Source organism: Pseudarthrobacter phenanthrenivorans (assembly GCF_036455295.1).
Lineage (GTDB): Bacteria > Actinomycetota > Actinomycetes > Actinomycetales > Micrococcaceae > Arthrobacter > Arthrobacter phenanthrenivorans_C.
This window is the reverse complement of the sequence record NZ_JAYXNX010000010.1, coordinates 1-20,590: the sequence shown is the minus strand read 5'-3', so window position 1 is coordinate 20,590 and position 20,590 is coordinate 1. Positions and strand designations below refer to the sequence as shown.

The 20,590-nt window shown below is 68.0% G+C and carries 16 protein-coding genes; 7 read left to right on the top strand and 9 right to left on the bottom strand.

Annotated features, from left to right (window positions below):
• Positions 1-59 precede the first annotated feature (59 nt).
• The gene (gene ppc, locus VXJ37_RS13875; protein ID WP_331323619.1) at positions 60-2,867 is read left to right on the top strand and encodes a phosphoenolpyruvate carboxylase; all 2,808 of its coding nucleotides are present in this window, start codon (positions 60-62) and stop codon (positions 2,865-2,867) included.
• A 92-nt stretch (positions 2,868-2,959) separates the two neighbouring features.
• Positions 2,960-3,265 carry a hypothetical protein gene (locus VXJ37_RS13870; protein WP_331323618.1) on the top strand — a complete coding sequence of 102 codons (306 nt, stop codon included), beginning with the start codon at positions 2,960-2,962 and terminating at the stop codon, positions 3,263-3,265.
• Here VXJ37_RS13870 and VXJ37_RS13865 read toward each other — a convergent pair.
• The gene (locus VXJ37_RS13865) at positions 3,262-3,921 is read right to left on the bottom strand and encodes a DedA family protein (protein WP_331323617.1); all 660 of its coding nucleotides are present in this window, start codon (positions 3,919-3,921) and stop codon (positions 3,262-3,264) included. The genes VXJ37_RS13870 and VXJ37_RS13865 overlap by 4 nt on opposite strands.
• On the opposite strand from VXJ37_RS13865, the gene VXJ37_RS13860 reads away from it, so the two are divergent.
• Entirely contained in the window at positions 3,920-4,450 is a 531-nt protein-coding gene (locus tag VXJ37_RS13860) for an O-acetyl-ADP-ribose deacetylase (RefSeq protein WP_331323616.1), read from the top strand. The genes VXJ37_RS13865 and VXJ37_RS13860 overlap by 2 nt on opposite strands.
• Here VXJ37_RS13860 and VXJ37_RS13855 read toward each other — a convergent pair.
• Positions 4,422-5,414, bottom strand: coding sequence for an RluA family pseudouridine synthase (locus VXJ37_RS13855; protein ID WP_331323759.1), 993 nt, complete (start codon positions 5,412-5,414; stop codon positions 4,422-4,424). The genes VXJ37_RS13860 and VXJ37_RS13855 overlap by 29 nt on opposite strands.
• Positions 5,415-5,529: 115 nt before the next feature.
• Here VXJ37_RS13855 and VXJ37_RS13850 point away from each other — a divergent pair, with 115 nt between their 5' ends.
• Both VXJ37_RS13850 and VXJ37_RS13845 read left to right on the top strand, forming a co-directional pair.
• Positions 5,530-6,168 carry a helix-turn-helix domain-containing protein gene (locus VXJ37_RS13850; protein WP_331323615.1) on the top strand — a complete coding sequence of 213 codons (639 nt, stop codon included), beginning with the start codon at positions 5,530-5,532 and terminating at the stop codon, positions 6,166-6,168.
• Positions 6,165-6,857 (top strand): SRPBCC domain-containing protein, encoded by a 693-nt coding sequence (locus VXJ37_RS13845; protein WP_331323614.1) that lies wholly within the window; start codon positions 6,165-6,167, stop codon positions 6,855-6,857. The genes VXJ37_RS13850 and VXJ37_RS13845 overlap by 4 nt, the downstream gene beginning before the upstream one ends.
• A gap of 99 nt (positions 6,858-6,956) precedes the next feature.
• Here VXJ37_RS13845 and yczR read toward each other — a convergent pair whose 3' ends face one another.
• Positions 6,957-8,438 carry a MocR-like transcription factor YczR gene (gene yczR, locus VXJ37_RS13840; protein WP_331323613.1) on the bottom strand — a complete coding sequence of 494 codons (1,482 nt, stop codon included), beginning with the start codon at positions 8,436-8,438 and terminating at the stop codon, positions 6,957-6,959.
• A 60-nt stretch (positions 8,439-8,498) separates the two neighbouring features.
• Here yczR and yczE point away from each other — a divergent pair, with 60 nt between their 5' ends.
• Entirely contained in the window at positions 8,499-9,119 is a 621-nt protein-coding gene (gene yczE, locus VXJ37_RS13835) for a membrane protein YczE (RefSeq protein WP_331323612.1), read from the top strand.
• Positions 9,120-9,138: 19 nt separating this feature from the next.
• On the opposite strand, the gene VXJ37_RS13830 is transcribed toward yczE, so the two are convergent.
• The 5 genes from VXJ37_RS13830 to VXJ37_RS13810 all read right to left on the bottom strand — a co-directional run bounded on the left by VXJ37_RS13830 (position 9,139) and on the right by VXJ37_RS13810 (position 18,144).
• Entirely contained in the window at positions 9,139-9,969 is an 831-nt protein-coding gene (locus VXJ37_RS13830) for an Fpg/Nei family DNA glycosylase (protein ID WP_331323611.1), read from the bottom strand.
• Positions 9,962-15,082, bottom strand: coding sequence for an ATP-dependent helicase (locus tag VXJ37_RS13825; RefSeq protein WP_331323610.1), 5,121 nt, complete (start codon positions 15,080-15,082; stop codon positions 9,962-9,964). The genes VXJ37_RS13830 and VXJ37_RS13825 overlap by 8 nt, the downstream gene beginning before the upstream one ends.
• A gap of 125 nt (positions 15,083-15,207) precedes the next feature.
• A complete protein-coding gene (locus VXJ37_RS13820; RefSeq protein ID WP_331323609.1) occupies positions 15,208-16,785 on the bottom strand; it encodes an FAD-dependent oxidoreductase in 1,578 nt (525 codons plus the stop codon).
• A gap of 296 nt (positions 16,786-17,081) precedes the next feature.
• A complete protein-coding gene (locus tag VXJ37_RS13815; protein WP_331323608.1) occupies positions 17,082-17,708 on the bottom strand; it encodes a DUF4232 domain-containing protein in 627 nt (208 codons plus the stop codon).
• A gap of 205 nt (positions 17,709-17,913) precedes the next feature.
• Complete coding sequence (locus tag VXJ37_RS13810) at positions 17,914-18,144, bottom strand: hypothetical protein (protein WP_331323607.1); 231 nt, start codon at positions 18,142-18,144, stop codon at positions 17,914-17,916.
• A gap of 207 nt (positions 18,145-18,351) precedes the next feature.
• Here VXJ37_RS13810 and VXJ37_RS13805 point away from each other — a divergent pair, with 207 nt between their 5' ends.
• The gene (locus VXJ37_RS13805) at positions 18,352-18,696 is read left to right on the top strand and encodes a hypothetical protein (protein ID WP_307307376.1); all 345 of its coding nucleotides are present in this window, start codon (positions 18,352-18,354) and stop codon (positions 18,694-18,696) included.
• A 55-nt stretch (positions 18,697-18,751) separates the two neighbouring features.
• Here VXJ37_RS13805 and VXJ37_RS13800 read toward each other — a convergent pair whose 3' ends face one another.
• A complete protein-coding gene (locus VXJ37_RS13800) occupies positions 18,752-20,467 on the bottom strand; it encodes a thiamine pyrophosphate-dependent enzyme (protein WP_331323605.1) in 1,716 nt (571 codons plus the stop codon).
• Positions 20,468-20,590: the final 123 nt, after the last annotated feature.

The window sequence follows — 20,590 nt, the reverse complement described above, 5'->3', positions numbered from 1 at the left end:
GCTCACAGTATCCAGCGCAGTGTACGAGCCAAGTCCGAACCCCTCGAAAGATTGTTTCAATGGCTCACACTGCAACACCTCCCGAAACCGATCTTGCCTCCGAACTGCGCGCGGATGTCCGGCGCGTCTCCACCCTGCTGGGCGAGTCCCTGGTCCGCCAGCATGGACCGGAACTCCTTGACCTTGTAGAGCAGGTCCGGCTCCTGACGAAGGAATCCAAGGAAGCTGCCCGCGGCGGCGCCCATGCCACGGGGCCCTGGAGCGCGCACGACGTCGTTGCCCAGGTCCGCGAACTCCTCGGCTCCCTGCCCATCGAGCAGGCAACCGACCTGGTGCGCGCCTTTGCGTTCTACTTCCACCTCGCCAACGCAGCCGAACAGGTCCACCGCGTCCGCGGCCTGCGCACCCGCGCCGAGAAGGACGGCTGGTTGGCGAAGACCGTGGCGGACATTGCCGCGCAGGCCGGGCCGGATGTGCTGCAGGAAGTGGTCAACGGCCTGGACGTGCGGCCCATTTTCACCGCGCATCCCACCGAAGCTTCCCGCCGGTCCGTCCTGGACAAGATCCGCAAGCTCTCCGATGTCCTCTCCCAGCCGTCGGCCGAGGGATCCACGGCGCGGCGCCGCCAGGACCGGCAGCTGGCCGAAATCATCGACCAGATGTGGCAGACCGATGAGCTGCGCCAGGTCCGGCCCACCCCTGTGGACGAGGCCCGGAACGCCATCTACTACCTGGGCGGCATCCTCACCGACGCCATGCCGCAAATGCTGTCCGAGCTCTCCGAGCTGCTGGGCGAGCACGGCGTCACCCTGGCCTCCAAGGACGCGCCCATCCGTTTCGGCTCCTGGATTGGCGGCGACCGCGACGGCAACCCGAACGTCACCGCCGCCGTCACGCGGGAAATCCTGCAGATCCAGAACCAGAGCGCCATCCGGATCAGCATCGGCATGATCGACGAGCTGATCTCCATCCTGTCCAACTCCACGGCCCTCGCCGGGGCGGATGAAGGTCTGCTGCAGTCCATTGACGAGGACCTTAAGAAGCTGCCGGGCCTGGACAAGCGCGTCCTGGAGCTGAACGCCCAGGAGCCCTACCGCCTGAAGCTCACCTGCATCAAGGCAAAGTTGATCAACACCGGCAAGCGCGTGGCGGTGAACTCCAACCACGAGCATGGCCGCGACTACAGCGGGACCGATGAGCTCCTGGCGGACCTGCACCTGCTGGAACTGTCGCTTCGCAACCACTCCGCAGCCCTGGCCGCGGACGGCTCCCTGGCCCGAGTGCGCCGCGCCATCGCCTCGTTCGGCCTGCACCTCGCCACCCTGGACATCCGCGAACACGCAGACCACCACCACGATGCCGTGGGCCAGCTGATGGACCGGATCGGCGGTCCCGGACTGCGCTACGCCGAGCTGAGCCGCCGGGAACGTTTCGAGGTGCTGGGCTCCGAGCTCGCCTCACGCCGTCCGCTGTCCGGCCACCCGATCAAGCTCGACGGCGCCGCCGACGGCACGTACGACGTCTTCCGTGAAATCCGCCGGGCCCTGCGCATGTACGGCCCGGACGTCATCGAGACCTACATCATCTCCATGACCCGCGGCGCCGACGACGTCCTGGCAGCAGCCGTGCTGGCCCGCGAAGCCGGCCTCATCAACCTGTTCGGCGACAAGCCCTACGCCAAGCTCGGGTTCGCGCCGCTGCTGGAAACGGTGGAGGAGCTCCGGGCCTCCGCCGAGATCATTGACCAGCTGCTGTCCGATCCCTCCTACCGCGAACTGGTGCGGCTGCGCGGGGACATCCAGGAAGTCATGCTGGGTTATTCGGACTCCAACAAGGAATCCGGCGTGATGACCAGCCAGTGGGAGATCCACAAGACCCAGCGCAAGCTGCGCGACGTTGCCGCCAAGCACGGCGTGCGCGTCCGCCTCTTCCACGGCCGCGGCGGTTCCGTGGGCCGCGGCGGCGGTCCCACCTACGACGCCATCCTGGCCCAGCCCAACGGCGTCCTGGAAGGCGAGATCAAGTTCACCGAGCAGGGCGAGGTCATCTCGGACAAGTACTCCCTGCCCGAGCTGGCGCGCGAAAACCTGGAGCTGTCGCTGGCCGCGGTGCTCCAGGGGTCGGCCCTGCACCGGGACCCGCGGACCTCCGAGGACCAGCGGGAACGCTACGGCCACGTCATGGAGGCCATCTCCGATGCCGCCTTCGACCGGTACCGGAAACTGATCGACCACCCGGACCTGCCTGCCTACTTCATGGCCTCCACTCCCGTGGAGCAGCTCGGTTCCCTGAACATCGGCTCCCGCCCGTCCAAGCGCCCGGATTCCGGCGCGGGACTGGGTGGCCTGCGCGCCATCCCGTGGGTGTTCGGCTGGACCCAGTCCCGGCAGATCGTGCCCGGCTGGTTCGGCGTGGGCTCCGGGCTCAAGGCCGCACGCGAGGCAGGCCATTCCGCCCAGTTGGTGGAGATGATGGACCACTGGCACTTCTTCCGCTCCGTGCTGTCAAACGTGGAAATGACGCTCGCCAAGACGGACATGGACATCGCCGGCTACTACGTGTCCACCCTGGTCCCGGAGGAACTGCACCACCTGTTCCGCACCATCCGGGAAGAGTATGAGCTCACGGTGGCGGAGGTCCGGAAGCTCACCGGCGAGAACATCCTCCTGGACGCGCAGCCAACCCTGAAGCGCTCCCTGGAAATCCGCGACCAGTACCTGGACCCCATCAGCTACCTGCAGGTGGAACTCCTTCGCCGCATCCGCACTGAAGCCGGCATCAGCGGGGCGGAAATCGACGAACGCCTCCAGCGCGCCATGCTCATCACCGTCAACGGCGTGGCGGCCGGCCTCCGCAACACCGGCTAATTCCTCCTGTTGCCCTATCACTTATGGTCCCTAACAGCCCCTGTTAGGGACCATAAGTGATGGCGCATCGCGGTTTGGATAGGGTTGGGGGCATGCCTTCCTTCCAGACCCGCCTCAAGATCACCGGGCTGCGGCCGGGCAATCCGCCCGAAGCCGTCATGGATACTGCAGTGGAGGTGTTGGGTACCCGGCACCACGTGGAGGCGCACCAGCTCCAGATTGCCGGCGGCGTGCCGCAGCTGAACCTGCGCTTCCTCGTCGAAGCCAGCGAGTACAGCGGCGAGAACAGGCAGGCGGTGGAATCGGCAGCAATGATGCGCGACGCCGTCGAACGCGTTGCGCTGACGGGAACCCTCAGTGTGCTGCGGCGCAGCCGGGGCAAGTGGCTGCCCGTCTAGCCTGCGTCCGGGATGGGCTCATCCTCCACCGGAGAGCGGTCGCCGCGGCGCCGGGTGACAAGGATGCCCACCAGTGCTCCGATCACGAGCCCCACGGCCACGCCGATCAGGGAGCTGGCCCAGAACGGCAACTTGGTGGTTGAGCCTGTGAAGTAGCCCAGCCCCACCAGCCAGCACGACCACAGCACCGCCCCCAGGCCGGCGCACAGGCTGAAGCCGGGAACGGAGACGTTGGCGATGCCGGACGCCGCCGAGGTGGCAAGCCGGCCGCCGGGAATGAACCGGGCACCGATGATGGTCCCGTAGGTGGACGAGCGTCCCGCCTTGGCCAGGGCCGCATGGATCCCGGCATGGACCCGGCGCCCCCACTTCCAACGGTCCAGGACATGGCTTAGCCGCCTGCGGAACAGGTGGAACACCACCATGTCGCCCAGCCAGGACGCCAAAGCCGCGAGCACCAGCACCAGGAAGACGTTGGCCTTGCCGTCCGCGGAGAGCGCGCCGCCGGTAATCACCACCATTTCGGACGGGATGGGCGGGAAGATCGCGTCGCCGATGACCAGCGGGATGACCCAGAAATAGAGGGCCGTCCCCCAGCTGTCAACGCCGCCGAAGTCCATTGCCACAAGGTACCGCACTTGGGAAACTGGCGGCATGCGGATCACGGTTCTGCACGGTGACATTACGCAGCGGCGGGTGGATGCGGTGGTAAACGCCGCGAACGCCTCGCTGCTGGGTGGCGGGGGAGTCGACGGGGCGCTGCACAGGGCCGCCGGGCCGGAGCTGCTGGCCGCGTGCCGGGAGCTGCGCGCCACCGGGCTGCCGCATGGGCTCCAGACCGGTGCGGCGGTGGCAACACCCGCATTCGGGCTTCCGGCCCGCTGGGTGATCCATACGGTGGGTCCCAACCGCCATGCCGGGCAGACCAACCGCGCGCTCCTGGTGTCCTGCTTCAGCGAAAGCCTGCGGCTGGCCGACGCTCTGGGTGCGCAGGATGTGGCGTTTCCCGCGGTGGGCGGCGGGGCGTACGGGTGGAGTGCGATGCACGTGGCGCAGGCAGCGCTCGACGCGTTGACGGGCTTCCGGGCCTCGCATCCGTCCACGGGGCTGGAGCTGGTGGAGTTCGTGCTGCATACCGCAGAGATGGAGTCGGTGTTCAGGGACGTGCTCGGGCCGCTTCGCTGAGTTCCAGGCTGCTGCGGTACTCCACGGGCTTACCCGAAATCGGGTCCACGAACCGGATACCCCGGGCCAGCAACTGGAGCGGTTTGGCATAGTCGTCCGGGGCCTTGTCCAGCAGGTCAGGGTAAAAGGCGTCGTTCACGATCCCCAGGCCCAGCGAGGCCATATGGACCCGTAGTTGGTGGGTCTTGCCGGTGTGGGGTTCCAGCCGGTACCTGGCGAGGCGCTGCCCCGTACCATCGGCTCCGGTGTCGATCGCACCGGTACCGTTGGCGCCCGCCGGTGTGCCGCCGTCGAACGTTTCCAGCCGTTCAATCCTGGTTTCCGCGTTCGGCTCCCCGTCCACCACTTCCGCCAGCAGATAGCTGCGCGACTTGGTCATCCGGTTCCGGACCACAACGGGAAAGTCGACGGCGGGGTGCCCCGGCGCAGGCTCGGCCGCCGAGACGCATTCGTATTCCTTCTGCACCTGCCGCTTCTCGAACAGGACCTGGTACTTGCCGCGCGTCTGCGGATTGGTGGAGAAGAGCAGGACGCCGGCCGTCATGCGGTCCAGCCGGTGCATGGGGATCAGGTCCGGCAGGTCCAGCTGGTTCCGCAGGCGCACCAGGGCCGATTCCTGGATGTACGTTCCGCCCGGCGTGGTGGGCAGGAAGTGCGGCTTATCCACCACCAGCAGGTGCTCGTCCCGGTGCAGGATGCGGAGCTCTACCGGCAGCCGGGTCTCCGCCGGCAGCGTGCGGTAGTACCAGATGAAGGTGTGGTCCTGCAGCGGGGTGCTGCGGTCGAGGGGGACGCCGCCCTCTCCAACGATCTCGCCGGCGTCGAACCTGTCCTCGATGCCCCGCGGATCAATGTGCCCCCAGCGGTGCATCATGTAGTCCATGGCGGTGTCCCAGGGACCCTCATCCGGAAGCCGCAGCCGGGTGGCGTTGACCCCGTCGCGGACGGGGAGGGGGGATTGCATCACCGGTCCATTCTACCGGCGGTGCATCCGCCGCCTCCCGCCGCCCGCACGCGCCCAGCATCCGACGATTAAAAAGTTCTTGACAATAAAAGTTGTCGGTGGGCAGACTGGAAGCATGCAGGACATCGCAGTGATCGAGGACCCGGCCGCCGCCGAGGCAACGCTGGACCCCATCCGCACCCGGATTCTGCGCGAACTGGTCCAGCCGGCTTCGGCCACACAGCTGGCCGTGCGGGTCGGCCTGCCGCGGCAGAAGGTCAACTACCACCTCAAAGCGCTGGAGCGGCACGGGCTGGTGGAATTAGTGGAAGAGCGGCGCAAGGGCAACGTGACCGAGCGGGTCCTGCAGGCCACGGCCGCCTCCTACCTCATCTCACCTGCAGCGCTGGCGTCAGTGTCCCCCGACCCGCGGCGGTTCGCGGACCGGTTCTCGGCCTTTTGGCTGCTGGCGCTCGCGGGCCGGATGGTCCAGGAGGTGGGCAAGCTCATCGCCGGCGCCGCCGTTGCCCGGCAGAAGCTGGCCACCTTCGCCATCGACGGCGACATCACCTTCCGCACGGCCGCCGACCGGGCCGCGTTCGCCGAGGAACTTGGCGTGGAAATCACCCGGCTGGTGGACAAGTACCACGACGGCGCCCCGTCCCCAGGCGGGCGGCGGCACCGGCTCGTGGTGGCGCTGCATCCCGCCCTCAAGGAAACCGGCGCCCCCAAGGCAACCAAGGAATCAGAACCAGGCAAGGAGCAGGACACATGAGCGACAAGCGAAACTTTGAGATCGTCTACGACACCGAGCTGCCCGGCACCCCGGAGCGGGCATGGGAGGCTGTGACCAACGGAACGCCCGCCTGGATGTTCCCCACTGACCAGTGGCCGGCCGTCAGGACGGTGGAGGAATACCCCACCCACCTGGTATCGCGGATGGAGGGGCCGGACGGCTGGTTCAACCAGTTGGAGCACGTCCTGGAGCCGTTGGACGGCGGCCGTGCCCGGCTCCATTACGTCCACAGCGGGATCTTCGCGGACAACTGGGACCAGCAATACGACGGCGCCAGCCGCCACACCGCGTTCTACCTGCACACGCTGGGCCAGTACCTGGAGTACTTTGACGGCCGGCCCGTGGTGTTCACCGACGTCCAGGCTCCTGCCGCTTCCCAGGCCCCGGACGGTTTCACCCGGCTGCGGGAGGCGCTGGGTGCCGGCTCTGCCGATGAGGGTGCCGCGGTTGATGTGGAGCTCGACGGCGTGGGGCGGCTGACGGGCGTCGTGGACTTCTCGAACGGGAATTTCCTCGGCGTGCGCACCGCGGACGCGATGTACCGGTTCTTCGGCCGCAACGCCTTCGGTGCTCCCGTGGGCATGACGGTGCACGATTTCAGCGGCTCCGGGGACTCCGAAACCACGGCCAAGGCCTGGGGCGGCTTCCTGGAGCGCGTGTACGCATAGGTCTCCCTTCCCCTTTCGCGCCCCGCTCGCCGAAACGCTGCGGCCCGCTGTAGTTTTCCGGCGGGTACGCACTGTTCCGGCATCTCGGGTGGTGGCGGGTCAGGCGATTGCGACGGCGGGCGCCCGGGTCAGTGAGCGCCGGAGCTGGGGTGCGGCGTCCAGTTTGTCCTGGGCCGCCCGCAGCGCCAGAACCGCCGTCTCCAGCTTGTCCGGCGGGAGCGTGAAGGGCAGCCGCAGGTTGCGTTCAAACGCCCCGCCGATCCCGAAGCGGGGTCCGGCCGCAAGCCTGATGCCGAAGTCCGGTGCCAGCACGGTCAGCGCCGTACTGATGGGACCGGGAAGCCGGCACCAGACGGAAAGACCGCCGGCGGGTTGGGTGGTCTCCCATGTGGGCAGATGCTCGGCCAAAAGACTGAGCAGGACTGACCGGTTGCCGCGCAGCCTGTTGAGCAGGGCGGGAAGTGGTGCCTCCCAGGCCCGGACCAGATGGGCTGCGGCCAACTGCTCCATGACGGGTCCGCCCAGGTCCAGGGTGGTGCGCGCAGCGGCGAACCTCTGGATCATGGACTCCGAAGCCCGGATCCAGCCGGTGCGCAGCCCGCCCCAATGCGACTTGCTCAGCGATCCGATGGACACCACGGAGCTGCTGAAGCCAGCCAGTGGAGTGGTGGCAACGCCGTCGAGGTTGAGGTCACGGAGTGTCTCGTCCGCCACCAGGACGGTTCCGGCCGCGGCGGCAGCACGGGCCAGCCGGCGGCGCTGGGCGTCAGGCATGATCATGCCCGTGGGATTGTGGAAATCCGGAACCATGTAGGCGAGCCTGGGCTGCTGCTGGGCCAGTGCGGACTCCAATGCGGGCAGGTCCCAGCCCGAATCGGTGAAGGGCACCGGAACGGGGCGGCACTTTGCAGCGCGGACCGCGTCCAGCGCGTGGGGGTAGCTGGGGTGTTCCACCAGGATCCGGTCCTGCCGGTCCGTCAGCGTGCGGATGATGATGGTCAGCGCATGCTGGGCCCCCGAGGTCACCATGATCTGTTCCGGCTGCGTTGGTACCCCGGCGGCGGAATACCGGTCAGCGATCGCCTGGCGCAACGGCGGCAGCCCCAGGGCGTCGTAGCCAAACCCCGGCAGGAGGGCCGGCAGTTCGGTCAGGGCGGAGGCAAAGGCCCGGTGCACCACCTCGCCGCTGGCGGGGAGCGCCGAGTAGGCAAGGTCGATGAGTCCGCCGGGTGCGGAGAGGCCAGGTGCTGCCGGGGAACCGGCGCCCGATGGCTGGGGGCCGAAGAGCGCGGGACCGAACGGCGTAAGTTGCGGGATGCGGGTTCTGCCGCGGCTGCCCTGGCCGCTGCTCAGGAACCCCTGGTCCCGCAGGCTGGAGTACGCCCCGGTGACAGTAGTCCGGCTGACCCCCAGCGCGGTGCACAGGGAACGCTCGCTGGGCAATGCCGTATCCAGCGGGATGCGGCCGTCGAGGATGAGGAGCCGCACCACGTCGGCCAGTTCCCGGTAAGCAGGCCCGGTCCCGCTGTTCCACGGTCCAAGGAGGCGGGACAAAGCGAGGGCGGTAAGACTGGCAGCCATGTAGCCAGTATTTCAGACTGGCTATGCAATTGGATGCCAGTTGGCTGGGAGCATGGTTGCATGATGACCCGCAGACTGATCCAGCTCTTCACCGGCCTCGCCATGTACGGCATCTCCCTGGCCATGTTCATCCGCGCCGGCCTGGGCCTGGACCCCTGGGACGTCTTCCACCAGGGACTGGCCAACCGGTCCGGGCTGAGCATCGGCGTGGTGGTCATCATCGTGAGTTTCCTGGTGTTGCTGCTCTGGATCCCCCTGCGGCAAATGCCTGGCTTCGGAACACTGTGCAACGCCGTCCTGGTGGGGGTCTTCGCCGACATTGGTCTGGCTCTGCTCCCGCCGGTGTCCCACCTGGCCCTGCAGATTGTGCTCCTCGCCGGCGCAGTGCTGGTGAACGCCGTCGCCTCGGCCTGTTACATCGGCGCAGGCTTTGGACCCGGCGCCCGCGACGGCCTGATGACCGGGCTGGCCCGGCGCACGGGATGGTCGGTCAGGTTGTCGCGCACGCTCATTGAGGTGACGGTCCTGGCCGCCGGCTGGCTGCTGGGAGGGTCGGTAGGAGTGGGGACGGTGGTCTACGCTTTGGCGATCGGCCCCCTGGTCCACATCCTGCTGCCGCGCTTCATGGTGCAGGCCGCCGCTCCGAAGACTGCCAGCGAATCCGCTCCCGCCACCTGCTAAAGCACAGGCAGCCCGGAGCTCAGGACGGCGCTGGCTGGCATTTCGGGCAGAAGTAGATGTCCCGTTCCTCCTCGCCGTTCGGCTTGCCCAGCAGCCCGCGCTGGATGGGAGTGCCGCATTTCAGGCATGGCTGGCGTTCCCGGCCGTAGACCCAGTAGCCCGGCCGGCCTGCCATCCTGCCTACCGGCATGCCCCGTGCGTTGAGGATGGTGACGCGGCGCCCCGGACCAAGGTTGACCTCCAGGAGCTGCTTGGCGTCCGTCATCATGGTCCGGACGTCGGCAACGCCGGAGACAGGGGTCCCGGGATGGACCCCGGACAGGAAGCACGCTTCGCAGCGGTAGATGTTGCCGATGCCGGCGAGGTTCCGCTGGTCCAGCAGCGCCACTCCCACCGGGACCTCGGGGCGGGCTCTGATGCGCCGTTCCGCCTCGTCCAGGTCCCAGTCCGGGCCCAGGAGGTCCGGGCCAAGGAAACCGACGATTGAGTCTTCGTCGGCTGTTGCCACCACTTCCACAATGCCAAGGGAAAAGCCGACGGCGTCAGCAACGGCCGTGCGCAGCACGCACCGGGCGGTGAAGCCCGGCTTGCGCCATCGTCCGCCGGGCGGATACACCTGCCACGCGCCCTCCATCTTGAGGTGCGAGTGGATGGTCAGTCGTTTGTCCTCCGGGCTGACCACCCGCATGAGCAGGTGCTTGCCCCGTGGGACTACCTCGGCCATCGTCCACCCGGCGAGATTCAGGGTGGCAAACCGGGGCACCCTGAAGTCCGAGGCGGTCAGGGTCTGCCCTGCCAAAGCCTCGTGCAGTTGGTGCGCTGCCCGCCAGACGGAATCCCCCTCAGGCACGGATCCTCAGTCCCTTCGGGGTGGAGTAGGCGCCGGCTGAGCTGAGCGCTGCGGCCACGGGCGTGTCCAGGATGCCGTGCCCGTTGACCTTCTCCATGATCAGCTTGTCCACGGCCCCGCGGGTGACAACACCCACCAGTGCGGCCCCTGCCGCCGCCAGGACGGCTTCGTCATCGCTGAAGGCCAGCAGCGTCTTTCCTCCGCGCTCCACGTAAAGGACCAGAGCGCCGTCCACCAGCACAACCAGCGCACCCGCTTTCCGCCCGGGCCGGTGGCCCGTACCGGCGTCGTCCTGCTGGGCGGGCCAAGGCAGGGCCGCCCCGTAGGGGTTGGCGGGATCGGTTGCTGCCAGCGCCAGTGCCACGGGTTCGGCCTTGGCCAACTGCGTGTCCTCTGAGTAGGAACGGAGCCGGTCCACGGTGGCTGGAACGGCGAACTGGGCGGCTCCAAGGTGCTCGATGAAGTACCCGCGGCGGCACCGTCCGGCTTCTTCCAACCGGGCCAGGACCTTGTACATGAGCCCGAAACCGCCCATGATCTGCTCTGCCATGACCGAGCCCCTGGTGACCACGCCGTAACGGTCCAGCAGGAGTTCGGCGGTGGCGCGGGCGTGGATGGTGGGATCGAGCTCAGGTTCGGGAAGGGCGGACCAGCGTCCGGCCGCTGTGGGCGGCGTGCCCGCACCCTGCGTCCCGTACCGGCCGCCCGCGAGCCCGGGGGAGCCCATCAGCCCGGTGCCGTGGGAGCGGCCCAGCCGGCTCAGCCGCGGTGCCCTGGCACGCGGCGCGCGGGCCACCTGCCGGTGCGCCGTGTGGCCGCCGGCAATCAGCGCCCGCACCGGTGCGAAGGTGTCCCCGGTGATCCTGCCGGCCCATGCGAGGTCCCACAGGGCAGTCACCACTTCCTGGTCGCTGAGGACGGCATCCATTCCGCCGGCCACGTCGGTCAGCTGACGGAAGAAATATCCGCCGCCGTTGTTCCGCAGGTGGTCAAGGAGCCGCCGGCCGGCGTCGCCCGGTTCGAACTCGGGCGACGGGTTAAGCGTCAGTTCCACCGAGTCGGCCAGGTGGAGGCTGATCCAGCCGTCGTTGCCTGGCAGTGCGCCGGCGCCGGACCAGAGAACCTCGCCGGTGGCCATGAGCTCATCCAGCATGGCGGGCTGGTAGTTGGATACCCGCGTGGCCAGCACCAGGGGCTCCCACGCCGAGGCGGGGACCGGGACACCGGAGAGCTGGTCGATCGCGGTGATAATGCCGTCCAGCCCCCGCAGCGACGGCTGGCCGCGGCCTCCGCCGGGAGTCCGGACGTGCTGCCATGCGGGCAGGAAGCGGCCGTAGGCGGCGGCGTCCACGGGTTCCACTTCCGCACGCAGGGCGGCGAGGGAGCGACGGCGGAGCTTGCGCAGCACCTCTGCGTCACACCATTCGCTGGCGATGGTGTGCGGGACATCAGATGCGGGGACCACAGCGGGGGACGCCAGCCCATCTGTTGGCTCTTCTTCGGCGGCCTGAGCTTCCGCGGCGAGGGCTTCGACGGACGGGGCTTCGACGGGTTGCCCGGCTTCGTGCGGGCCCGGCCCCGCCAGGGCGGCATCGGCCGCTGTGGAATCAAATACTGGTGCTTCGGGAGGCGTGGCATGGGGCCGGAACTCACCTTCCACCACGCGGCCGTCCGCTGCCAGGCGCTTCAGCGCGGTGCCCACCACCGCCACGCCAAGGCCCAGGCGGGCTGCCGCCTCGGCAGCAGTGAAGGGCCCGTGCGTACGTGCATACCGGGAGACGAGGTCGCCGAGGGGGTCCGCGACCGGTTCGATGAAGGCCAGGGGAACACCCATGGGCAGCGGGACGCCGATGGCGTCGCGCAGCCTGGCTGCGTCCTCCACGGCGGCGTAGCGTTCCACTCCACCGATGTTGACCTTGATGGCGCGGTTGGCGCGCTGAAGGGATGCCAGGTGGGCTGCCGCTTCCGCAACCGTGGCGCTGATTGCGGTTTCGACGGGCTCAACCACCTTGGTGGTTTCGCTTTCGGCCCGCTCAACCACCGGGGTGCCCTCGAGCCGGGCTCCCGCTTCCTCCGGGGTCAGCGGTCCGAGCAGCCGCAGGAGGTCGGCAACGCCTTCCATTCCCCGGGCCCGGCGGTCCGGGGCCAGGCGCTGCAGCTCGCGTTCGGTGTCGTCGATGACCTTGGCGTCCAGAAGCTCGCGCAGTTCAACCCGGCCCAGCAGCTCGTTGAGGAGAGTGGAGTCCAGGGCCAGGGCTGCGGCACGCCGTTCCGCGAGGGGGGAATCGCCCTCGTAGAGGAACTGGGCCACGTATCCGAACAGAAGGGATTTGGCGAACGGCGAGGGCTGCTGGGTGGTGGTCTGTACTATCCGCAGTTCGCGACGCTCAACCGATGCGGCAATGTCCTTCAATGCGGGAAGATCGTAGACGTCCTGCAGGCATTCGCGAACGGTTTCCAGCACGATGGGGAACGTGGGGTACTTCCTGGCCACGTCCAGCAGCTGCGCCGACCGCTGCCGCTGCTGCCACAGTGGCTGGCGCTTGCCGGGTGTCTGCCGGGGCAGCAGGAGCGCACGGGCGGCGCACTCCCGGAAACGCGAAGCGAACAGGGCGCTGCCACCCACCTCGGCCGTGACAATCTGCTCCAGTTCCTCGGGATCGAAGAGGAACAGCTCGGCGCCTGGTGGTTCGTCCTCCATCATGGGCACCCGCAGCACGATACCGTCGTCGGCCGCCATGGCCGAGCCGTCCAGCCCGTAGCGCTGGTGGAGCCGCTGCCCCACGGCGAGGGCCCATGGCGCGTGCACCGGCATGCCGAACGGGCTGTGCAGGATGACCCGCCAGTCGCCCAGTTCGTCGTGGAACCGCTCCACCACCAGCGTGGTGTCGCTGGGCACCACTTCCGTGGCCTGCTTCTGCTCGGTGAGGTACTGGACGAGGTTGTTGGCGGCGAAGTCGTCCAGGCCGCTGGCCTTGCAGCGCTCGGCGGCCGGTCCGGCGTCGGACGCCGAGAGTTCACGGACGAACGCGCCCAGGGCGCGGCCCAGGTCCACCGGCCGCCCCAGGGAATCGCCCTTCCAGAAGGGCAGCTTGCCGGGCTGGCCGAACGCGGGGGAGACCAGGACGCGGTCGTGGGTGATGTCCTCGATCTTCCAGCTGGTGGCGCCGAGGGCAAAGATGTCGCCCACGCGGGACTCGTAAACCATTTCCTCATCGAGCTCGCCAACCCGGCGCCCGCCCTTGGGCGCACGCGCCGGCTTTCCGTCCTCGGAGGGTGAGGCGGAACCTTCCTGTTCGGTGCCGATGATGTACACGCCGAACAGGCCGCGGTCCGGGATGGTGCCGCCGGACGTGACTGCCAGGCGCTGGGCTCCGGGCCTGCCCTCGATGGTGCCCGCGTTCCGGTCCCAGATGATCCTGGGGCGGAGCTCGGCGAATTCGTCGGAGGGGTAGCGTCCCGCCAGCAGGTCGAGGGTGGCTTCGAATGCGGAGCGGGGCAGGGACGCGAACGGCGCGGAGCGCCGGACGGTACTGAACCATTCCTCCACGTCGATGCTGCCCAGCGCGGTTGCCGCAACGGTCTGCTGGGCCAGGATGTCCAGCGGATTGGCCGGAATGCTGAGCCGCTCGATCTTGCCGTCCAGCATCCGCTCCACGGTGATGGCGGTGTGGACCAGGTCTGCCCGGTGCTTGGGGAAGAGGACGCCCTGGGAGACTTCACCCACCTGGTGCCCTGCCCGGCCCACCCGCTGCAGCCCGCTGGCCACGGACGGCGGCGACTCCACCTGCACCACCAGGTCAACGGCGCCCATGTCGATGCCCAGTTCCAGGGAGGACGTGGCCACCACGCACCGCAGCCGGCCGGATTTGAGGTCGTCCTCGATCAGGGCGCGCTGGTCCTTCGACACTGAACCGTGGTGGGCGCGGGCCAGCACCGGGTCAGTCCCGGCCGAGCTTCCCGCCTGCGCCATCATGTGTGCCGGCGTGGCGGTTGAGGAGGGAACGCCCGACGCCGGTCCCCCCGGGGTGCCTGCCCCACCCGACTGCCCTTCCGGAGCGGGGTCATCCCAGCCACCGCCCACGGCAACCAGTTGGCGTTCGGCGTAGATCTCGTTGAGCCGGGCGGTAAGGCGTTCGGCCAGGCGGCGGGAATTCGCGAACACAATGGTGGACTGGTTGGCCAGCACCAGGTCAACGATCTTCTCTTCCACATGGGGCCAGATGGACGCCTGCGGCTGGAGCCCGGATGCCGGGCCGGAGTCGAAGGCGCCGGCGGCGGCCTGCAGGTCCGACATGTCCTCCACCGGCACGGATACCGTGAGGTCCCAGTTCTTCCTTGCCGGTGGCGCCACGATCTCCACGGGGGCCGAACCGGCAAGGAACTGGGCCACGAGTTCCTTGGGCTCCACGGTGGCGGAAAGCCCGATGCGCTGTGCAGGTTTGGGCAGCAGGGCATCCAGCCGTTCGAGGGAAACGGCGAGGTGCGCCCCGCGCTTGGTCCCGGCCACGGCATGGACCTCGTCGATGATGATGGTGTCCACCTCGGTGAGGGTCTCGCGCGCCTTCGAGGTCAGCATGAGGAACAGCGACTCGGGGGTGGTGATGAGGATGTCCGGCGGGCTGCTCAGGAGCGCACGCCGGTCTGCGGCGGGAGTATCGCCGGACCGGACACCAACGGTAATGAGCGGCGCGGGAAGTCCCAGCCGCTTTGCCGTTTGCGTGATGCCGATCAGGGGCGCCCGCAGGTTCCGTTCCACGTCCACGCCCAGGGCCTTCAGGGGTGAAATGTAGAGGACTCGGGTCTTCCTCTTGGGCGCCCGGGTGCGCTTGCCTTTGGCGGGCGCAGTGTCAGCGGATTCCGGTGCTTTCGGCGCAGACCCCAGGAGCCGGTCCAGGGCCCAGAGAAAGGCTGCGAGCGTTTTTCCTGAACCGGTGGGGGCCACCACCAGCGCATGCGAACCCGAGGAGATGGCGTTCCAGGCCCCTGCCTGCGCAGGCGTTGGCTCGGAAAATGCGCCCAGGAACCAGTCCCGGGTAGGCCGGCTGAACCGCCCCATGGGCGCGGCCGCGCCGGAAGCAGCACTGCCGGCAGGACCCTGTTCCTGGTTCATGCCTCCATCATGCACCAAGGCACCGACACCCTCTCCTGCCGGGGCTCCACGTTCCGCCGGAAGCCGAATGCGGCCGGAACCGGGCGGACTCCATGCCGCAGGCTTCCGGCCTTGATGAGGGTTGCTCAGTCAGTTCGAGCCTCCGGCAGGTCCCTGGTGGCTGGACCCTCGAGCAGCTTGCCCTCATTGGTGAACCGGGAGCCGTGCAGCGGACAGTCCCACGTTTGTTCGTTGTCGTTCCAGTGGAGGATTCCGCCGAGGTGGGTGCAGACGGCGGATAGCCTGCAGGTTCTTCCGCCCACCGTGGACACTGCCACCGGACGGTTGCCCTGGCGGTACACCTTGCCCTGCCCTTCCTGGGGGACTGCGCCGGCCTGCCCTTCCACGGTGGTGGCGGAAGGGCCGGCCGCCGCAGGGACAGGGGGCTGCCGGGTGTCCCGTTTCAGGCCCTCGATCTTCCGTCCTTCGGTGGCCACCTTTCCCCAATCGGAGGCCATCCTCGCGGCCACGCCGGCGTTGAGCGTTACGGCGGACAAGGCCCCCGCCGGTGAAGTGATGCGGTGGTGGATGGTGTCCGCCCACGGCACCTGGCCGCCCAGGATGTCAGCCGAAATCCCCAGGGCGGCGGCCATGGCGTTGGTCATTCCCCACTTGTTGTAGCCGGTGCCGAAGTAGATCTGGCCCTTGCCCCGCGGGAGCTTGCCAAAGAACGGCATGAGGTTGGTTGGCAGGTAATCCTGCGCGGACCACGTGTGCGTAGTGCGGGCTCCCGGGTAATGCTTCCCGGCCCAGTCGAGCAGGCCGGTGAGGTGCGCCTTCTCCGAGTCTGTCCGGCCCACGTGGTGCCCGTGCCCGCCCACCAACAGCAGCTTCCTGCCGTCCACCTCGTAGTCCCGAAGGGAGTGCGTGGGCTGCTCCACCGAGATGTACATGCCTGGAGGGGGCGCCTGGTCCTCCTGCAGGTCCAGTGCCGCCGCGTAGGAGCGGCTGGGCTTGAGCTTGGCGAAATAGAGGCCGCGGTCAAGGACGGGGATGCCGGTAGCCAGCACCACCTTGTCCGCCCTGACACTGCCGCGGTCGGTCTGGACCGCGGACGGCGAATCCCCGGTCACGTCGCGGACCCGGACCCCGCTGACGATTCGTCCGCCACGGCTGCGGATGTCCGCCACCAGTGCATCGAGGACGTCCATGGGATTGATTTGCGCCTGGCCCCGCATGCGTATGGCACCGTGCACCGGGAACGGCAGGCCGGCGTCGCGCACGTAATCCACGTCCAGCCCCGCAGTGGTGGCGGCGCTGATCTCCTCCCGGAGTTTTTCGGTGCCTTGGGCGGACGCGGCATAGGTGTAGGCATCGCGGCGTTGGAACGGAACCTTGTGTTCCTCCAGGTAGCGCAGCAGCCAGGCCTGCCCTTCCCGGTTCCCGTCCACGTAGGCCTGCACCTGTTTCCGTGAATACTGGCGGCCCAGCTGGGAGAGGAACGTCCCCTGGAGGAGGCTGACTTTGGCGGTGGTATTGCCGGTGGTCACGGCACCGGGATAGCGGGCCTCCAGCACCAGCACCCTTTGCCCGGAACGGGCCAGGAGCAGTGCGGCGACAAGTCCGGTGAGGCCGGCGCCGGCCACCACTGTGTCGTAGGACGAATCCGGCTCGAACGGATCAGATGCAAAGGGCTCCCTGCGGTCCAACCAAATCGACGTCATGCCAGTTCAACCTGCCTCCGGTCCAAGGCCATGCCAGGCCACTTTGTGATGCGTCCGGAACGGCGACTGCTATCCGTGGCGGATTTACTAAGTCTACTTAGCATGGGGGCGTCCAAGTCCATGGTCAGGCATCGTGTACCTGCTTTTCGGCGCTGCCGGCCGCATCAGCACGGCAGCGCGCTGACCGGGGAAACCGGTCGGCGAACAGGAGCGTCCGACGGCGGTCCAACAGAACTGACGGCGGCCCGGCTTAACAGCCGGGCCGCCTTCAGTCCTTGGGGAGTGGGTGCCTTATGTTATGAGGGCTGGAACGCTCCGATGGAGAGCAGGGCGATGTCCGCGTTGCTGCAGGCCGTGGTGGGCTGCGGAATGAACAGCGAGTCCGTGTCCTCCGGCGGGTAGACCCGGTATCCGGCGGCATCCACGGGTGAGCAACCCTGGTAGTTACGTGCCTGCGTGTAGCGCAGCACCGCTGTGCCGGTCTGGCCAGGGGCCAGCAGGACATCCACCACGCCCGCGGATTCATCCCGTGTGGCAGGTGCGCCGATTGGGGCGCCGGCAGCGTCCGCCACCAGCGAGACACCGGGGAAGCCTCGAAGGATGCAGGGCTCGGTGCCGCTGTTGGTGAGGTTCAGCTTCATGTAGACGCTGCCCGCCGCGCCGCCGCCGGATGCGTCGGTGGCTGCGGTGAGCCCGGCTGCTTTGCACAGCCCTGGTGCGCCGGCCGCCGTGGTGCCCGGGGCAGGCGATGCCGGGGTGGACGTGGCTGGCGCCGGAGACGTTGGCAACGGCGTGGACGCCGATGCCGAGGCGGAGGCGGAGGGGCTGGCCTGGCCGCCGGCCGAGGACGTGGTCTGGGACTGCGGCTGGCCTGGACCGCACGCGGTGAGCATCAGCGCTGCTGCCGCAGCCGCCGTCGTCATAACGAAACCCTGGCAAATTTTGTGAGACCTCATGGCATTACCTTCGCTGTACCCGTTGCCCGCGTCAACGACGCCACATGCAGTGGCAGCAATTTGATGCCCGGATCGTGATGATCCGGGCATCAAAAGTGGGGTCATGGGATTCCGGTGGCTCCTCAGTCCGTCTCCGGACCGGTGCAGTAGTGGCAATCCTCCGGGCAGTCGGTCATGCCGGCACCCCTGCCAGGTCGAAGCCGTCTGCGATGTGGAACATGCGCCGGGCACCGGCGGGCGCGGTCACCCACACCACGTCCCCGCCCGCTGTCCTGGCGTCCACCAGGCCGCCGAAGACGGTGCGTCCATTGATCCTGATCTTCACTGCGCCGCCGATGTCGACGGCGTCCCAGCGGAGGGGGCTGTTGGCAGGGGGTCTTGCGCGGTTCGTCGTTGAAGTCACGGTTAGTCCTTTGAAAGGGGCCCGTCCGGAGCGGCCCTTGCAGCTCCGGTGCTGCCATCAAACAGGTGGGCCAGTGGTGGGCTCAATGGCAGAATGGCCACGTGTGGGCATACTTCTTTGTGCAGCGCTCCAGCGGGCGGCCGGTGACGCCGTTGAGGGGCAGGGTTAGACTGCCTGCGTACGTGTTGGCGATCTAAGGAGAAGTTCATGGACTACACCGGAAGCCAGTCGGAAAAGGCGGTCCCCGCCGGCGAACTGGGACGCAGCCACATAGGACAGACCATCAGCTTCCAGCCCAACGAATTTACCGTGGTCTTCGGCAAGCTCGCCGGCATTGCCCGGACTGAGGCCATGGTCTACCTGTCCCTGACGGGGGTGGGCAACGGCACGCACCTCAAGGATGAGTACGACCTTCCGGTGACCCATGAGGTCTACGTTCCGGTGGACGTCATTTCCAACGCCGAGTCCACCATCAAGGACTTGTTCGGCAAGGTCCAGGAAAACCTCCGCGGGGGCGTCCACAAGGGCCCGGACCGAACCGACCAGGTATAGCGGACGAGCCCAGGGGAAGGCCGGCCAACAGGCGCCGGCCTTCCCCTTTCTTGCGCTAGTAAGCCTTGACCCGTTGCTCCACCACGAGGTGGATGAGCGCAAACACGCCGTCGCCGTCGATGGCCGCCAGCGCGGCGTCCAGGGCAGCCGGCACGTCACGGTCTTCTGTGACGGTGATGCCGAAACCGCCGAAGGCCCTGGCCATCAGGGCAAAATCCGGGTTCTTCAGCTGCGTTCCGGAAACCCGCTGCGGGTAGTGCCTTTCCTGGTGTGTCCGGATGGTGCCGTATTCCTGGTTGTCCATGACCACCACCAGGGGCGTTGCACCGTACTGGGTGGCGGTGGCAAGTTCCTGCCCGTTCATGAGGAATTCGCCGTCCCCCGCGATGGTCACCACCCGCCGTCCGGGCTCGGCCAGCGATGCGGCGATCGCGGACGGTACCGAGTACCCCATGGAGCCGTTGCGGGCGCTGATCATGGAGGCGTAGCGGCGGGTGGGGAAATACCGGTGTGCCCAGTTGGTGTGTTCGCCCGCCCCGAACGTCACCATCGCATCCCCGGGAAGACGCGGCACGAGGTTGGCCATCAGGGTGTCCATCCTCGCCTGGCCGGGAGCGGGCGCGGCCGGAGGGAGCGCCGCGAAGCTCTCCTGCTCGCCCCGCATCCTTGCCGTCCAGGCCTTCCACTCCTCCTTGACCGGCAGGTCGATGTCCTCAAGGTCGCGGACGAAAGCGTCCGGTTTGGCCAGGATCTGCCGCGACACCGGCCCGGACCGTCCGCGCAGCGACGGGTCCACCGTGACCAGGAAGTTCTGCTTGCTCCAGTCCTGCCGACACACGAACCCGTCGGTGATCACGTCTCCGGGCACCGTCCCGACAAACACCAGGAGGTCGGTCTCCTCAAGGAGGTCATACGTGGGCCTGGGCCGGCCGTATCCGATGGGACCTACATAGGACGGCGAATCGAAGGACACCGTCCCCTGCGTGCGCCATTCGGCCGCGGCCGGGATGTGGTGCCGCTCCAGCCAGGTCGTGAGCCGTTCGGCTGCCTCCTGTGTCCAGTCGTTGCCGCCCGTGACGAAGAGCGGCTTGCTGGACCCGGCCAGGGCAGTCTTCAGTGCCGCGGAATCGGTACCGCTCATGCCGCCTGCCGCTACCGGTATTGCGGGGTGCAGTACAGGACTGATCTGCTGCCGGATGACGTCCTCGGGCAGGCCGACAACTACAGGTCCGGGCCGTCCGCTCATCGCGGCGAACATGGCTTCGGCAACGATCTCCGAGGCGCGTTCCGGGTGGTCCAGGACCATGACGCGCTTGGCCCCGGTATCGAACCAGGACTTGATGTCGAATTCCTGGAACGCCTCCCGGTCCCGGTGGGCAAACGGGATCAGGCCCACGAAGAGCAGCATCGGGGTGGAGTCCTGCCAGGCGGTATGAAGTCCCACATGCGCGTTCGCGGCGCCCGGCCCTCGGGTGACCATCGCGACGCCCGGGCGCTGCTGCATCTTGCCGTCCGCCTCCGCCATGTATGCGGCCCCGCCCTCATGCCGGCACACGATGGTTTCGATGTCGGATTGGTGCAGGCCGTCCAGCACGTCAAGGAAGCTCTCGCCGGGAACCACGTAGGTGCGCTCCAAGCCGTGGGCCACCAGCGAATCGACGATGACGTGCCCGGCGGATTTCAGGGCGGGCACCACGGGGTCCCGGTGGTCGGCGACGGCGGCGGACTGGGTAGGGGATGCGGTCAGGGTGGGCTGCGGTTCTGGTGTCATGGTCTTTCTTAGCTCGGAGGGTGGCGGAAGATGCTTGGTCAGGAGATGGGCGTCCGGTTGGCGATCACGGGTGATTTTCCGGTGAAGCCTTCGCGGGTTTCGGCGATTTCGCGGATGCGGTGG